General features: G+C 56.9%; 18 protein-coding genes and 1 riboswitch. Of the genes, 13 read left to right on the plus strand and 5 right to left on the minus strand.

Annotated elements, in window-relative coordinates:
• The first annotated feature begins 73 nt into the window (after positions 1 to 73).
• The 5 genes from dtd to K1V27_RS12270 all read left to right on the plus strand — a co-directional run bounded on the left by dtd (position 74) and on the right by K1V27_RS12270 (position 4,484).
• Positions 74 to 523, plus strand: coding sequence for a D-aminoacyl-tRNA deacylase (dtd, locus tag K1V27_RS12250; RefSeq protein WP_258930289.1), 450 nt, complete (start codon positions 74 to 76; stop codon positions 521 to 523).
• Positions 524 to 537: 14 nt separating this feature from the next.
• Positions 538 to 1,035 carry a DUF1285 domain-containing protein gene (locus K1V27_RS12255; RefSeq protein ID WP_258930290.1) on the plus strand — a complete coding sequence of 166 codons (498 nt, stop codon included), beginning with the start codon at positions 538 to 540 and terminating at the stop codon, positions 1,033 to 1,035.
• A 456-nt stretch (positions 1,036 to 1,491) separates the two neighbouring features.
• Positions 1,492 to 1,896 (plus strand): thioesterase family protein, encoded by a 405-nt coding sequence (locus tag K1V27_RS12260; protein ID WP_258930291.1) that lies wholly within the window; start codon positions 1,492 to 1,494, stop codon positions 1,894 to 1,896.
• Positions 1,897 to 1,968: 72 nt separating this feature from the next.
• A complete protein-coding gene (locus K1V27_RS12265) occupies positions 1,969 to 3,972 on the plus strand; it encodes an acetate--CoA ligase family protein (RefSeq protein ID WP_258930292.1) in 2,004 nt (667 codons plus the stop codon).
• A gap of 29 nt (positions 3,973 to 4,001) precedes the next feature.
• On the plus strand, positions 4,002 to 4,484 hold the full coding sequence (locus tag K1V27_RS12270; protein ID WP_258930293.1) for a flavodoxin family protein: 483 nt from the start codon (positions 4,002 to 4,004) through the stop codon (positions 4,482 to 4,484).
• Between the two features lie 78 nt (positions 4,485 to 4,562).
• On the opposite strand, the gene K1V27_RS12275 is transcribed toward K1V27_RS12270, so the two are convergent.
• Both K1V27_RS12275 and K1V27_RS12280 read right to left on the minus strand, forming a co-directional pair.
• Positions 4,563 to 5,243 (minus strand): class II aldolase/adducin family protein, encoded by a 681-nt coding sequence (locus tag K1V27_RS12275; RefSeq protein ID WP_258930294.1) that lies wholly within the window; start codon positions 5,241 to 5,243, stop codon positions 4,563 to 4,565.
• Positions 5,233 to 5,730: a DUF1566 domain-containing protein gene (locus K1V27_RS12280; RefSeq protein ID WP_258930295.1), complete on the minus strand. Its 498-nt coding sequence runs from the start codon at positions 5,728 to 5,730 to the stop codon at positions 5,233 to 5,235. The genes K1V27_RS12275 and K1V27_RS12280 overlap by 11 nt, the downstream gene beginning before the upstream one ends.
• Before the next feature lie 366 nt (positions 5,731 to 6,096).
• On the opposite strand from K1V27_RS12280, the gene ftsY reads away from it, so the two are divergent.
• Both ftsY and K1V27_RS12290 read left to right on the plus strand, forming a co-directional pair.
• Entirely contained in the window at positions 6,097 to 7,230 is a 1,134-nt protein-coding gene (gene ftsY, locus K1V27_RS12285) for a signal recognition particle-docking protein FtsY (RefSeq protein WP_258930296.1), read from the plus strand.
• Positions 7,231 to 7,305: 75 nt separating this feature from the next.
• Positions 7,306 to 8,484, plus strand: coding sequence for a CaiB/BaiF CoA transferase family protein (locus K1V27_RS12290; protein WP_258930297.1), 1,179 nt, complete (start codon positions 7,306 to 7,308; stop codon positions 8,482 to 8,484).
• Positions 8,485 to 8,508: 24 nt separating this feature from the next.
• Here K1V27_RS12290 and K1V27_RS12295 read toward each other — a convergent pair whose 3' ends face one another.
• The gene (locus K1V27_RS12295; protein WP_258930298.1) at positions 8,509 to 8,757 is read right to left on the minus strand and encodes an FmdB family zinc ribbon protein; all 249 of its coding nucleotides are present in this window, start codon (positions 8,755 to 8,757) and stop codon (positions 8,509 to 8,511) included.
• 206 nt (positions 8,758 to 8,963) lie between these two features.
• Positions 8,964 to 9,125 carry a hypothetical protein gene (locus tag K1V27_RS12300; RefSeq protein WP_258930299.1) on the minus strand — a complete coding sequence of 54 codons (162 nt, stop codon included), beginning with the start codon at positions 9,123 to 9,125 and terminating at the stop codon, positions 8,964 to 8,966.
• Positions 9,126 to 9,161: 36 nt separating this feature from the next.
• Between K1V27_RS12300 and K1V27_RS12305 the strand changes: the two genes are divergently transcribed.
• Together K1V27_RS12305 and K1V27_RS12310 are read left to right on the plus strand one after the other, a co-directional pair.
• Positions 9,162 to 9,989 carry a hypothetical protein gene (locus tag K1V27_RS12305; protein WP_258930300.1) on the plus strand — a complete coding sequence of 276 codons (828 nt, stop codon included), beginning with the start codon at positions 9,162 to 9,164 and terminating at the stop codon, positions 9,987 to 9,989.
• 134 nt (positions 9,990 to 10,123) lie between these two features.
• Positions 10,124 to 11,056 carry a YkgJ family cysteine cluster protein gene (locus K1V27_RS12310; RefSeq protein ID WP_258930301.1) on the plus strand — a complete coding sequence of 311 codons (933 nt, stop codon included), beginning with the start codon at positions 10,124 to 10,126 and terminating at the stop codon, positions 11,054 to 11,056.
• 152 nt (positions 11,057 to 11,208) lie between these two features.
• Here the strand turns inward: K1V27_RS12310 and K1V27_RS12315 are convergent, their stop codons facing one another.
• Positions 11,209 to 12,069: a flavodoxin family protein gene (locus tag K1V27_RS12315; protein WP_258930302.1), complete on the minus strand. Its 861-nt coding sequence runs from the start codon at positions 12,067 to 12,069 to the stop codon at positions 11,209 to 11,211.
• 645 nt (positions 12,070 to 12,714) lie between these two features.
• A riboswitch (cyclic di-GMP riboswitch) is annotated at positions 12,715 to 12,805 on the plus strand.
• A 208-nt stretch (positions 12,806 to 13,013) separates the two neighbouring features.
• Between K1V27_RS12315 and K1V27_RS12320 the strand changes: the two genes are divergently transcribed.
• From K1V27_RS12320 to K1V27_RS12335, 4 genes are read left to right on the plus strand one after another with little or no spacing between them, the layout of a single operon-like run.
• Entirely contained in the window at positions 13,014 to 13,454 is a 441-nt protein-coding gene (locus K1V27_RS12320; protein WP_258930303.1) for a type IV pilin protein, read from the plus strand.
• 21 nt (positions 13,455 to 13,475) lie between these two features.
• Complete coding sequence (locus K1V27_RS12325) at positions 13,476 to 14,285, plus strand: Ig domain-containing protein (protein ID WP_258930304.1); 810 nt, start codon at positions 13,476 to 13,478, stop codon at positions 14,283 to 14,285.
• Positions 14,257 to 14,835: a pilus assembly FimT family protein gene (locus K1V27_RS12330; protein ID WP_258930305.1), complete on the plus strand. Its 579-nt coding sequence runs from the start codon at positions 14,257 to 14,259 to the stop codon at positions 14,833 to 14,835. The genes K1V27_RS12325 and K1V27_RS12330 overlap by 29 nt, the downstream gene beginning before the upstream one ends.
• Positions 14,822 to 15,214 (plus strand): type IV pilus modification PilV family protein, encoded by a 393-nt coding sequence (locus K1V27_RS12335; protein WP_258930306.1) that lies wholly within the window; start codon positions 14,822 to 14,824, stop codon positions 15,212 to 15,214. The genes K1V27_RS12330 and K1V27_RS12335 overlap by 14 nt, the downstream gene beginning before the upstream one ends.
• Positions 15,215 to 15,245 lie beyond the last annotated feature (31 nt).

Below are 15,245 nucleotides of genomic sequence, written 5' to 3' on the forward strand. Positions count from 1 at the left end.
ACCACAGCGGTCGGCGACTTATATCCATTTACCGAGCCCCGGTCAAACGCAACGTTCCTTGGGGAGATGAATCATGCGCGCAGTGCTGCAGCGAGTCCTTCAAGCCGGCGTGCAAATCAACGGTGCAGAGCAGGGAAGGATCGCCAGAGGAATACTGGTATTTTTGGGAGTCGGCAGGAACGATACTCGGGAAGATGCCGTCTATCTGGCCGACAAGGTGGTCAATCTTAGAATTTTTCCGGATCAGGACGACAAGATGAATCTTTCTCTGGTACAAATCGGCGGGGAGCTGCTGGTCGTCTCTCAGTTCACCCTGTGGGGCGACTGCAGGAAGGGGCGCCGTCCCTCATTCGCCGCAGCGGCGCCTCCTGAAAATGCCCGCCCGCTCTACGAGGCTTTTATCGAAAGATTGCGGCAGCATTCAGTGCCTGTGCAGACCGGAGAATTTCAGGCGATGATGCAAGTCTATCTGATCAATGACGGACCTGTGACACTGTTGCTGGACAGTGAAAAAGTATTTTAACGTGAGGTGAAGCAGTGGATCTTGACACTATTTTGCATTCGGCGGCTGTGAATGACCCGGTTTTACCCTGCGAAATCTTTGTAGACGCGGAAGGGGATTGGTTCCATAAGGGCAGCAAAATCACCCGGGACGACATCCTGGAGCTCTTTTACGAGCATCTCTCCCTGACCCCGGAAAATGAATTCATCATTGATTGGAGAGGCAAGCGCTGTTCTCTGGATGTGGCGGACACCCCCTTTGTGATATCGCGAGTGGACCGCACCGCCTCGCAAGAAGGTGAAGCGATTCTCCTGACGCTGCGTCACATCAAGGCACCCGTCCGGCTCGTCCCCGAGACGCTTTATGTGGGTCACGCAAACATCCTCTACTGCCGCATCCGTGCAGGGCGATTTCCCGCCCGGTTTTCCCGTCCCGCCTATTACCAATTGGCAGAGTGGATCGGAGAAGACCCGGCGCATGGGCAGTTTTTCCTGGAGCTCAATGGGAAAAGCTATCCGATTGCCACTCCATAACCGGGAAACCGCCCGGGAATTGTGCTTCCAGTGGCAGTCAAGGCGACTTTCGGGGTTCTCCTGAACTTGACAGAAGCGCCTTCATTTGGAAGAATCATCCCTGCACGTTATTCCAGTTCATTGGGCACCATACCAGACTCAAGCTCCCGTCAATTGCGACCCACAGGATGACTGCTCAAGCTGCGCTGCGACTCCCTTGCCATTGTTGACGGCAACCCATCAGCGACCGGCTCCAAAAGATCGTTGGCATGGGCAAATCCGCTGGTTCCTCTCCCCCCAATCAGCAGCGGTGGAGAAGGAGAATAAAGCAGGCTTCCAGCTAATTCGGACACGATCTTGCGGGGGGGGTGTCCCGAGTGACTGAACCGCCCCGCGGCAATCAGTGGAACGGCTCCTTGACACAGGGGCGAATTCGCTAAACACAGACACAACATTCGTTCAATGAGGAGGCAAGGTATGAGCAATTCACTGCAAGTCGGCATGACCCGTGAACTCAAGATCAAATCCCTGGCCGAACATTCCGCCCGGAAATTTTACCACAACCTCCCGGACGTTTTGGCCACGCCCATCCTCGGGGGCCTAATGGAGAGGGTGTCGGCTGAATTGATCGACGAACATCTCGAGGCGGGGCAGCAATCCGTCGGCATTTCCATGAACCTCAAGCATCTCGCTCCCACCCCCCTGGGGATGGAAGTCCGGGTCACAACCGAGGTGACCGCGGTGGACGGCCGCAAACTCACATTTAACCTGGAAGCTTTCGATGAAGCTGAAAAAATCGCTGAAGCCACGCACGAGCGCTTCATCATTCAGGCGGAGAAGTTCAATGCACGCGTGGCGGAGAAGGCCAAAAACATGCTGTGAAGTCCGCTATCGATGGGGTTTTGAGCGACGCGTTTTTCTGCCACAATTCTGGACCTGAAGGGAGGTCATGATATGGGTGATTTAGCCGCATTTTTTCATCCATCCAGCATCGCCGTCATTGGAGCTTCCGAAAGCGCCGGCAAGTTGGGCCACGAAATTCTCAAGAACCTGTTGGACGGTGGATTCCCGGGAGCACTCTACCCGATCAATCCCAAGAGTGAGCGTATTCTGGGGCTGGCATGCAGCAAAAACATCAAGGAAGTCCCGGATGACGTTGATTTGGCGGTCGTCATCATTCCGGCCAAATTTGTCCCGCAGGCCATCCAGGATTGCGGTGAAAAGGGTGTCAAGGCGGCCGTCATCATTTCCGGAGGCTTCAGCGAAGCAGGCCCGGAAGGCGAACGACTGCAGCAGCAGGTCGCTGAAATCGCCAAACAAGGTGGAGTACGTCTGATTGGGCCCAATTGCCAGGGAGTCAATAATCCCTATCATCCGTGCTGCGCCTCTTGGCCTTTGCTCAGACGCAAAGGCCACGTGGCCATTCTCAGCCAAAGCGGCACGGTGGGCGCAGCCATGATGGACTGGTTTTCTTTCGAGGAACTGGGGGTTTCCAGCTTCGTAAGCCTTGGAAACCGGGCCGATGTCGATGAGATCGAGCTGATCGAATACTTTGAAGACGACCCCAACACCAAAGTGATTGCGGCTTATCTCGAGGGAGTCAAGGACCCGGTGCGCTTCCGGAACGTCCTGCAGTCTCTCAGAAAGCCGCTGGTGGTGCTGAAGTCGGGACGCACCCCGGGGGGAAAAGTGGCAGCCGAGTCCCACACAAAGTCCCTTGCCGGCGCCGACGCCATCTATTCTTCCCTGTTCAATTACCACAAGATCTGCCGCGCCCAGACCATCGAAGAATTCTTTGACTTTGCCAAAGCCTTTGCTTACCTGGAGCCTCCCGAAGGCAATCGAATCTTGTTTGTCACCACCTCCGGCGGAGCAGCGATACTCGCCACGGACACCGCCGAACAGGAAGGGCTGGTCGTCGCGCCGTTGCCCAAAGAGCTTGGCGATGAACTGAGCGAGGTCATTCCCGCTCATGCCATTCGTGCCAATCCTCTGGATTTGACGGGTGATGCCAATGCAACGATGTTTCAGGAAGTAATCCAGCGGGCCCGGCCCCACTACGACATCCTGGGCATCATCTTTGGAGATCCTGTGTTGGATGCATCGCAAGTGGTCACCCCGGGCTCCAATGAGCTCGTCATTTTTCTTGGCGGGGCTGAAGTGGAACGGGCAGAGAAATTGAAAATGCATTCCCGCGGGATCCCTGTGTTTCCTACCCCTGAGCGGGGCATTCGAGCCCTGGCGCAAGTGCTCCCTGCGGGCAAAAAGAACCGCCCGGCCCAGTATACCCTCCCGCAGTCCGCCGGACGGTCGCAGCTGGGACTGTTCCAAAGTCTGCAGTTCATGCAGTCCAAAGGCTTCGATTGCATTGTCAGCCTGCAGGCGGAGAGTCCCGGCAAGGCGGTGCACCTTGCTCATCAACTCGGTTTTCCTGTTTCCCTCAAGATTGATTCGCCGGACATCCTGCACAAGTCGGATTTCGGCGGCGTAAAGCTCAATCTCCAATCGAGCAAAGATGTGCGCAAAGCCTATGACGACATGATGCAGCAGGTGCGCACCCGTTCACCGCAGGCCACCATCAGGGGTGCCGTGGTGAGCGCTATGGCGGCACCCGGGCTGGAGGTCATCATGGGGATGAATAGAGACCCCCAGTTCGGCCCCGTTATTTTATTCGGTCTGGGCGGAATCACCGTCGAGTTGTTCCGCGATGTCTCCATGCGCTTGTTGCCTCTGGACCACTCCGAGGCTGCCGGAATGCTCCGGGAAATAAAAGGGGCGCCGCTCCTCAAAGGATTTCGCGGGCATCCGGCGGTGGATGAGGAGGCCCTCATTGACGGTCTGCTCAAACTCGCTGAGATCGCGCAACAGCATCAAGACATCATGGAAATCGACCTCAATCCGGTGTTTGCCTACCCGGAAGGAATGGTCGTTGTGGATGCCAGAATCCTAAAGGCGTAGGACAAACCCCAAAAGGATAGGATCAAACCATGCAAATTCTCGTTCTTTATTATTCCAAGGGCGGCAATACCAAAAAGCTTGCTGAAGCGATTGGCAAGGGAGCGGAGTCGGTTGCCGGCAGCAGCGTGGCGTTGAAATCAACCGCTGACGTCACCCAGGATGATTTTCTCCATTCGGACGGCATCATAGCGGGCTCACCCGTGTACTTCGGAGTTATGGCCGCCGACCTCAAGCGGGTATTTGATGAATTCATCGGAACCCGCAAGAGGATGGAGAACAAGGTGGGAGCCGCCTTTGCCACATCGGGAGACGCAAGCGGGGGCAAGGAAACCACCATGATGTCCATCATCCAGTGCCTGCTGATCTATGGCATGATCATCGTTGGCGACCCAATGAGCGCTACCGGCCATTATGGGGTAGCCTGCGTGGGCGCCCCCGACGACAAAACGGCGGAAAACGCCTTCAAATTGGGCCAGAGAGTCGCGCAGCTGTGCAGCAGGCTGGCGCCGTGAAACCTTCGGCAAGCCCGGCATGAACACACTGCAGGGCGGCTCGGCACTATTCTCGTGGGCGGCTGTGAGCCGGTGGAGTCATGCAGACGAAGCTTTTCGATGGGCCTCGTCCAACCTGGCCAGATCCCTCTCGGACAATGGGCGCGGCATTTTCCCCTGCAACAGGTGACAATAGAAGAGCGTGTGTGCCGCATGTTCCAGCTTTTCCAGCCGCATGCAGGCCTGTTCCGGGCTGCTCCCCAGCGTGAGCGATCCATGCCGCTCCATGAGGATGGCCTGACACGACTTGATAAACGGGCTGATCGCTGCGGGGAGCTGTTGTGTTCCCGGCGTTGCATAGGGAGCTGTGGGAACCTGGCCGATGGACAGCCACACTTCGGGCAGTATCTCCGCGGCAAAGGGAATGCCTGCAAGGGTCAGGGCGGTCAACAACGGTGGATGCGCGTGCACCACTGCCTGCACATCGACACGTTGCTGGTAAACCAGCAGGTGCATGCGAATTTCACTCGATGCCCCGCCCCGCCCCGCCACAATGGTACCCTCATTCACATCGCACAGGATAAGGTCGAGCGGTTCGAGACCCCCTTTGCGCCTGCCGCTCGGCGTTATGAGCATCCGATCCGACCCGACCCGGCAGCTCACATTGCCGTCGCTGGCGGCCACCAACCCGCGATCTTGCAGGTGCCGACACACCCGGACCAGTTCCTCGCGCTTGCGGGTCTCATGCATCATGGCATCCATTCGCGCATTAATCGGCACTCAAGGATCTCACCGGCAAGGCTCGAAAACCCACCGCCGTGGACTTTTCTTCAGACGATTTCATCCCGTCGGCAAAGGAAAAGGCGGACGCCGTGGTAAGTCCCCTTTCATTGCACCAGACCTGCCCGCAACTCAGACGAATTTCCGGCGTGATGCTCACGCGCTGCCCGCAGGCGGCTTTATATCCCCTGTAGTTGGGGTCCATGACATAGAGGCTCTTGAGCTCATCGACCGTCGGCATCCTCCAGCCTTTATACTTTCCCACAATGTCGGGTGGACCCATGTGGCAGTACCAGCTTGCCTCCTGCCAGCCGACGTCACGCTGATTGTCCGCTTTTGCCCACATCAGGCCCAATTCGTTGTCGGTAACCGTTCCGTCACCGTTGTCGGTGAACCTCCCCGCAGTAAAGACCGGAGGAGTGTTCAAGACAACCATCAGCGCGCCAATGAACAACATGATTGAAATCACCACCACCTTCTGCTTCATTTTGATCTCCTCCCATGCAAGGGTTCGCTGCCATGAGAAAAAACTATGGCATGAAATAGCCTTATGTACAAGCCGGTAATGGAGTCGCTGGCGGGCTTGCTCTGCTTGACGGAAAAACGCCCACATCGCCCCGAGGAGGCAAGCAATGATGCGCGTTGCGTTTTATCGCGGCTTTGACATTTTATGCTTCACGGATATATAGATGATACAATATTTGGAGGGCACCTGAACGGTGCGGGTAATCGGTCCATATCGCATTCGGTGGAATTCAGCTGCTCATTACTGATGTGGTCATGCTCGAAATGAGCGGTCGCGATTTGGCCAATCAACTGCAAGCACTCTACCCCAAGAGGAAATTTCAAATTCATGCTCAAATGGTTCAAACGCAAACACAAGAACGCAAGTGGAGAGGAACGAACGTTCCAACAAGTCCCCATCGATTCTCAGGTTGCGCCAGCGGCGGAGACAGTGGCGTACGGGGTCGAGGAGGAAGAGCCCCGGGACGGCGAGGCCACCCATGAAAATGCGAATGATTGTTGTGCCCCCGTGGCTTCCCACACAGAATCGCCGGAAACCGCCAGCCAGCAACAAAAACCTTATTTCAAAAGGCTGCGGGACAGGCTGCACCAGACCAGAGAAAATTTTGTCACCCGGGTGGATCGCCTGGTGCTCGGCAGGAAGACCATTGATGCGGACCTGCTGGATGATCTGGAAGAAGTATTGATCACGGCGGATCTGGGTGTCAAGACCAGTCAGGTGCTGCTGCGCAAGGTGGCGGACAAGATCGAGCGCAAGGAATTGAGCAATCCGGAAAGACTTCGCGACCACCTGCGGGAGGAAATCCGCAACATCCTTGCCGTGCCGGCCGCTCCCTGGGACCCGGCCAGGCACCATCCGTTCGTAATCATGATCATTGGCGTCAACGGCGTCGGCAAGACCACAACCATCGGCAAGCTGGCGCATGAACTGAAACAAACGGGACTGAAAGTGCTCCTGGTAGCCGCGGACACCTTTAGAGCCGCAGCCATAGAACAACTGGAGCTTTGGGGGGAGCGTGTGAAGGTTCCCGTGATCCGCCAGAAAAGCGGCTCCGACCCCTCTGCGGTGGCCTTTGACGCCATCGATGCGGCGGTCACCCGCGATGTGGATGTGGTGTTGATCGATACCGCGGGCCGCATGCACACCAAAGTCAATTTGATGGAAGAGCTCAAGAAGGTGCTGCGGGTCATCCAGAAAAAGATGCCCGGCGCACCTCACGAAGTGCTGCTGGTGCTGGATGCCACCACGGGGCAGAACGCACTCTCCCAGGTGCGCATGTTCAAGCAGGAAATGGGCATCACCGGATTGATCCTGACGAAACTGGACGGTACCGCCAAGGGCGGCATCATTGTCGCCGTAAGCGAAGAACTGCAACTGCCGGTGCGCTATATCGGCATCGGCGAGCGGCTGGATGACCTGCGCCCGTTCGACCCGGAAGAATTCACCAGGGCATTGTTTTGAACCACATTAGCTGCCGGATGCCGCTTTTCGCCCGCTGTCCTCCGGCAAGCCGCATCCGCACCAAAGGAGTAGGCCATGCAGGGAGCCCTTGACGGCTTCACCATTCTGGACTTATCCCGGCTGCTTCCCGGCCCGTTTTGTTCCATGCTGCTGGCGGACCTGGGGGCACACGTGGTCAAGATCGAAGACCCCAAAATCGGCGACTACATTCGCTGGTGGCCTCCCAAGATCGGACAAAACAGCGGCTTCCATGTGGTTCTGAACCGTAACAAACGATCCCTCACGTTGAACCTAAAAACGGTTCAGGGCAAAGAGATTTTCAAGCAGCTGGCGAAAGAGGCGGATGTGGTTTTGGAAGGTTTCCGCCCCGGCGTCATGGACCGTCTAGGCGTCGGCTACACAACGCTCAAAGCCATCAACCCGCGCCTCGTCTACTGTGCCATCACCGGATACGGCGCCGATGGAATTCATTCCCGGAGGGCAGGCCACGACATCAACTACCTGGCTCGCAACGGGGTGCTTTCCTACAGCGGCAAAGAGGGCACCCCTTCCCTGGCTGGAGTGCAGATCGCGGACATCGGGGGAGGCAGCCTGCTGGCGGCATTGAGCATCGTGAGCGCCCTGCTCGCCCGGGAGAGATTGGCCAAGGGCCAGTTTATCGACATTTCCATGACGGACGGCGCCATGACCTGGAACTGCCTGCGCTGGGGAAGCTACCTGGCAGATCAGCGGGTGCCGTCGCCGGGTGATGATTTTTTGAACCATGGCTTTGCCTGCTATAACGTCTACCAAACCCGGGACGGGCGGTACATGTCGCTGGGCGCGCTGGAACCGCAATTCTGGAAAGTTTTCTGCGAGGTGACGGGCCATCCCGAATGGAATCAACCCAATTATTTCGAACCCGGCCCGCATCAGAAAGTACTGCAGCAGAACATCGCCCATCTCTTCAAGCGCAAGACCCAGGCCGAATGGGTCGAACTCTTCTCGACGGTCGACTGCTGCTGCGAACCGGTGCTCAATCTGGCTGAAGTCATGGCCGATAGAGATGTAAAGGCACGCGGGATGGTCGTTGAAATGGTCCATGAAAGCTGGGGAGCTTACCGGCAGCTGGGCATTGCCCCGAAGTTTTCCCTGACCCCCGGGGCCATCCGCAGCCATGCTCCGGAACTGGGCGAACACACTCAAGCGGTGCTGACTGAAGCCGGCTATTCAGCGGACCAGATCGCACAGTGGCGAGCCGATGGCACCATTTGACGGAATATCAACACTATTCCCCGGTCAACGACTGTGCCCCGGCAGCGTAATGGTGGTGCAGCTCTTGTCAGGCCCACAGGTCTTGGTGGTGGCGGTGGGGCCGCAGGGCTCTCCAGAGGAGGACCCCATGGCATAGCTGACGGTGCTCAACACCCTCTCAAAGGTTTCACCCTGGCAGCTGCTGCATGTCATCTCGAAAGACTCGGAGCCGCTGGTTACAATGATTTCCTGTATGTTTCCGCACCCGACACAGCGAAATTCATAAATCGGCATACTTCTCTCCTTGCTGTAGCCTCCAGGATTATCTCTGGGAATCAAGTATTTCTCGGAGCTTGTCCGAGAACTCCATTCTGGGGCAGCCTGTTAGCTCGCTTCGTCACGCACAACGCGCGACTCGACCAACCTGCACCAAAAACATGATCTTGGAAGCTCTACAGGGCTTCGAGGCGAACCATAACCGAGGGTACCGTAACTGTCAATCATCTGCCATGAATGGCGCCGGCGGACCAGAGCTGATCAGCTTCCTGACGGCGGCGGTCAGTCCCCGGCAATGTCCACGATGACAGCCGCAGATAAACGCTGATGAAGACAAATGCCTTCTCCAAGTCGCGTTTATCGACGCCCATCCGCAGCTCGATCATGGAGTTTTGTGTCTAACCGAGTAGAGCATGACGACTATGACCACACTGTGTGCACCCACATCCGAGGTCACCTGTTTCGGCTGCTGCCCTCCCATCCGCCCGCCGCACTATGATCCACTGGACTATGCCGGCAGCCTGCGCAGAGAATTCAGCGAAAACCGGGCAGCATTTCTCACGCACGGGCCGGGCTATCGTCCCATTGTGGGCTATTCCTGCTGGGCACTGGGCTTTCTGGATGCCCGTGGGCGCACAGTGGGCTGCCTGCTGCACCCGGCGCAAAATGGCGGCCAAGACCTCAGAGAACTGGTCGATTATGGCAGCAAATGCGCGCGTGAAAGCTGCCTTCCAGCTCGAGAATTTTCCCGACTGCCGCCTCAAGGACGCCGCTTTTGGCTCACCCTGGTTGCGGGATACAACAGCTTCTATTATTCCAGCCGCCGCGCCAACCCGCTCTTCCACATACTGGAATGGGGAGCGAGGCTGCTTGAAATACTGCGCCTGCAGTCCCTCGAGCTGGGCTGGAGCTCGACGGAGCTGCTCGCACGCCACAGGTTTCTCCTTGCCCCAAACCTTAAGCCCAGAGCTCACCGGTATATATTGGCCGGGCTTTTGTCCAGGAACTCACTGGCCGCCTGTTCCCCGCAGGGTCTCTACCAGGAGCTGCAACAGATAAGGTCGGCGGCCGTTGAGTTTGATGAGGCACAGGGACCCCCGCCATGCGACCAGCCTGCGCACCCCGCCCATCAGTTGCCTTTACCCCATGACTTGCTCGATTTTATCCGCTTCGGGCTTGGCCTGCCCAGGACGTCGCTGGAGCGTGCCGGGCAGCTCAAGGCCTACCTGGACCGTTTGATCGAGAGGTGATTGCATGAGTTTTTTCGCAGGGGAGCTTTATCTTGCCATTGCCATCGATTAGAATGGGTCGGGTAGAAGACAACGGTAACTGCAACTGCGGGCTAAGCCCCACTCACACTTTTCTCCAGGGAGCGGAAACACTCATGTCATCTTCTGAACATGGCAATGCTCAAGGGAACCCCGTCGGCTATCCTGCCGATTGGGACACCCGGGCGCTGCGCCGGAATTGGCTGGACCATCTGCAGGACCTCATCGAAGAACAGGAAGCGTCCATACCGCTGAAGCGCATTGAATATCAATTGGAGCAGAGCACCGTCTATCATGACATCATGCAACGTTGGCCCAAAATGGACGGCAGTCAGCGGTTGAAGGCGTGGAAACTGCTGCTGGAATATAGTGAACAGGCGGCCAGGGACATCCTCCCGACCTGTGTGCAGTGTGGTGAGTGCTGCCGCAGGGGGAGCCCCACGCTGCACATCGAGGATCTGGAACTGCTGAAGGAAGGCAGGATCTCCTGGGACCAACTGGTGACCCTGCGCCAGGGGGAACCGGTAAGATCGCCCCTGCAGCCGAAGATTTTTTTTCTGCTGGACGAGCGCATCAAGCTGCGGGAAAAACCGGAAACACAGGAATGCGTTTTTCTGGAGAGCTCAACCGATCGCTGCTCCATCTACACCGACCGCCCTCTTCAATGTCGCGCCCAGGCCTGCTGGGACGGTTCTGCAGCGAAACAGCTGGCCGAGCAGGCCTACCTGACCCGCCGCGACCTGTTTGCCCATGTCGAGCTGTTGCTCGATGTCATTGCCAAGCATCATGAACGCTGTTCCTTTGCCAAGCTGCAGGAGGCGGTGAAGCGCGTCGAGCAAGACGGTGAAAACGCCGCCCACAAACTGGTCGAATTGCTGGCGTACGAAGACCATTTTCGCAATTTTTTCAGCGAACAGTTCAACATCCCCAGGGACAATCTGGATCTGATCTTTGGACGCAGCTTCGCCGAGTTGGTGCCCATTTTCGGCTTGCAGGTGCAAGTGGAGGCGGACGGCAGACGCCGGCTGGTCCCCGATCGGGCTCGGTAATTCGTCAGCATTTGCCGCAGAACACACAGAGACCGCCGAGACAACCAGCCAGACCGCCACCGCGGCCATGACCGGGGTAACCCGGGCGTTTAAGGGGTGGGGCACAACCCACCACCCCGTGATCCACCATCGGCTGCCCGGCATCCCTCAATCTATTGCTGCCTCGGCTCGGGTCGAACCCATTCGCCCACCTGGGCGTATTCCTGAACCACTGCCTTGAGCTCCCGGCGACGCCTCAGGAATTCATCTTTCATGCCGCGCAGCCAGTCAGCATGCCGCCTTACATCTTCATAGCTGAGAAACAACGGGTGTTCGCCCGCAGTGGTTCGAATGCCAAGTTCTCCCCCCCTCGTCTGATACTCTCCCGCACTGCTGCAGAGCATACAGCGAATTTTTCCCTCGGGCAGAAAACGAAAGGTATCGCCACCGCACACCGAACATGCCGGCACCTTCGACTGGTCCTGCGGCGCGCCGTGCACAAGCCTTTCTGCCAGCCTGGCAGCCGCATCCTTTCCGCCATTGTTTAGAAAGATCTCTCCCGGCAGAGCACCATAGATCACTTCCGACCCCCTGTGATCCGCCAGAAGCAGTTTGATGAAACTGTCGATACTCAGCTTGGTGGACCCCTCCAGCCCTTCAATGCCTGCGATGGCCACCCCCACAGCGGGTTTTTTCCAGAGTTTGTCGAGGTGTGCGTAAAAGCTCAGACCTCGATCCAGAAACCGCTTCAAACTGGCATTGGCCGACAGCAGGTAGGTGGGAGCGGCCACGGCACAGGCATCCGCCTCGACCAGCGCATCGAGCACCAGATTGAAGTCATCCTTCTGCGGGCATCGGCCCTGCTCCATCAGACACTGGTAACACGCCCTGCAGGGACGAATGTCCAGTTCGGGCAGACGCACCAGTTGCAGCCGCCAGTCTCCTTTCAGTCGGCGGTAGAGCTCCTTGACAAAAAGCTCAGAGTTCCCCGATCTTCGCGGAGAACCCAAAATACCCAGTAGAATCTTACTCATAAATCCTCCCTGCTTGATCTGTGTTGATGCGCACCCGTCAGTGGCCGAAACAATAAATCATACTCCCAATAAACGGTTATTGCGAGGAGTTCCAGTCTGAGGCGGTGACAATGGCGGTTCACGACAACCCATAAAAAAAGCCAGCCGGAGGGGCTAGAACCGGCTAGCTTTTGAGGAGGAAAGAGTTGGTTTCTCTTTCTTCTGCTACAAGTGCAATGTTGGTGCCAAATCCATAAAGAATTTCCGATTACATTATAACAGATTGTTTTTAATAGGTTTATTGAATTTCTACAGGGACCGGGAAACACTCCGTCGGCCCTCGAATCGGACAGAGGGCCGATAAATCGCGCCACATTAAAGACATAATCGCGCCACACTTGGATTACGCTCCTATTTCAATAGTGTAATCCGCTGGTAATCGAGAGTCCCTCGGCTGACCACGCGGCAATACAACTATAGCCGCCAGGATAATGTTTTTGGAAACCAAAACCATTTTTTGGCACTACGGCTGCGGCGGCTGCCATCGAATCCACCCGCACGGCCCGCACGGCACAGTTCGACCGCGCCGCCGCCCGCTGCCCCCCCTTGCGTTGGCGTGCTTCTTGCTTATTTTTCAAGCGAACCGTCGACTCAAGTTGATGGAAAGCTTGAAAAAGGCAAACCATCCGAAAGGGTGGGACGCAAAGCCACTGGCCTAAGTTTCGCGGCAGCGGAATATGGTAGCAGGGTTGCCGGGCGATCACAGCACCTCCGGTTCGGGTGTTGTGCGCCGCACAACGCGACAGAACAGCAGGGAGGTGTTTCCATGGTCCTTTATATAGCCACTATTCGCCCCTCGAACACAGGCAAACATTTCAAGTATTTCCCAACAGTTAAACAATGACGGGCAGAGAAAGCGCGCAGCGCTGCACGGGCTTGCCCACGGCCGCAAGAAGGATGCTCTCATGAGCGACAAAGCCGGTTTTTCCCTGGTCGAATTGATGATCATCGTGGCGATCACCGCCATTCTTGCTTCCGTGGCGGTCCCGGCGTACATCAACTATGTCAATCGCACCAAGCAGGGCGAAGCCATCGTGGCTCTCATGACCGCCAAGATGGATCAAGAGGTATTCTGGGCCGATGCCTATCGCTATGCCGCCACCATTACCTGCCTGCAGTCCTTCGGGAACACCTGCGGAGCCAACGCCTACATGCACCCCGATGCCGCCGGCTACAAGATTTTCATTCAATCCGCCGACAGCAACAACTTCACCGTCATGGCGGAGAAAAAAATCTATGCTTACGCCGGGACCGATCGGATCACGCTGAGCGGCACCAGTCAGAATCCCAGCGTGCTGAATCCCGGGGCCATCGGCTACTCGCTTTTCAAGTGGCTGTTTGATTAATCGCTGTCAGGCGGAGATCGAATGCGACCCCGAAGCATCCAACATCATCTGAAAATTTTCACCGTGGCTGCGGCGGTTTGCCTGATGTTTGGCAACTGCTCGAAGCATGAAGAGCAACCGCCCGGGCAGCCGGCTGAGCAGGCGACATCAGAGGAATCGGCGGCAACACAGGTGAACTCGGCCGTCGCACCCGTTTCCATCAAAGCCGACGACCGGCAGAACAATGGGACTCTTCAGGCCCCTTCGTCCGGACCAGGCTTTGAGGTTACCCTGCAACCGAGTAATCCTGCCACCGGCGATCGACTCACGGCCCAAGTAAAATTTACCCGAGAGGAGCAACACAAATTGATGCTCCACTACCTGTGGCTGATCAACGGTCAAAAAGTTCAGGAATCGGGTGATCCGCACCTGAATCAAGCCATCCGCCGCGATGATTTTGTGGAACTGCAGGTCAGGCCGGCGGACGATTTCTCCCCGGAGGCTGCCAGGAGTTGCTCGACCTTTGTGGGGAACGCTCCGCCCCAGCTCCGACTGCTGAGCCAAAGCCTTGACCAGGCAGGTCAGTACCGGGCGCAAATCCACGTGTCCGATCCGGAAGAAGATGCCGTCACGCTTTCTTTGACTGAATCCCCCAGCGGTATGCGCATGGACCCCCAGTCTCAAACCCTTCGCTGGGTTCTCGGACCCGCTCAACAGGGAACTTTCGATGTAGCTCTATCGGCCAGTGACGTACATGGAGCTGAAACCCTTCTCACTTACCAGATCAGGGTAGGACGGCAGCAAGCCGAAAGGAACGCCACGCATGAAATCGCTCCGGCAAACTCTCAATAACCGCGGCTATACTCTCACCGAAAGCATGGTGGTGGTCGCATTGGTAGCCCTCATGACCGGTGTCGGTTATTCCGGGTTTTCTTCCTGGATAACCAAAGAAAAGGCTCGTGGGGCGGCCAACCTCTTTGCGGGTCACCTGCGAGAAACGCGTATCCGCGCCATAGAAAAACATGCCTGCCATACCCTTACATACAACCCCGGCAGTGCATTCTACAGCGCCTTTCTCGACACCAACTGTGATCGCACCCTCGACTCCGATGACGGCGACTTTACCATCATGCAGGTCAACGCCGACAAAGAATTCCCCGGAGTCACAGGAGGTTACCTGGGTGATGCAAATCTGCCCGACCCGGACTTCACTTACGATGTGCGAGGATTCCTTGCTCCTGCCCCGGCCGCCCAGAGTGTATCGGTTTTGTTTTTGGCCGAAGGTATTCAGCCGGACACCGTAGCCAGTCTCACCGACTGCATGAACGTGGACTCAAGCGTTTGCTGTGCGGTCACCGTCTCCCTTGGAGATGTCAGTGTGCGCTGCAATGATGGTTATTAGCAAATCGAAAGGCTTCACCCTGGTGGAAGTGATGGTTTCCTTGACCGTCATGGCCATCGCATTCGTGGCCCTGTGCGGATTGCACCTCACTTCCTTCAGGACCGACCTGCGCAACAGGGATGAATCGCGCGCCCTGTTTCTTGCCAACCAGAAACTTGAAGAGTTGCGCGCCCAGAGTTTTGCGACGGTTTTCGATGGAGAAGACACCTCTTCGGCGGCACCCTTCGACATCGTCTGGACGGCGGATGTGATCGAACCCTGGCAGAAGGAGATTTTTGTCACGGTTTCCTGGCCGGAAAGAATCAAATTACTGGACGGAACAGTGCAGGACCGAGAACGCAACGTCCGGGTGGCGACCATCTTGGTTGATTTGGACTAAAGGTCTGGATTGTGTCTAAAAGATCCGACAG

Origin of the sequence: Desulfoferrobacter suflitae, from assembly GCF_022603395.1 — a bacterium.
Taxonomy (GTDB): domain Bacteria; phylum Desulfobacterota; class Syntrophobacteria; order Syntrophobacterales; family Syntrophobacteraceae; genus Desulfoferrobacter; species Desulfoferrobacter suflitae.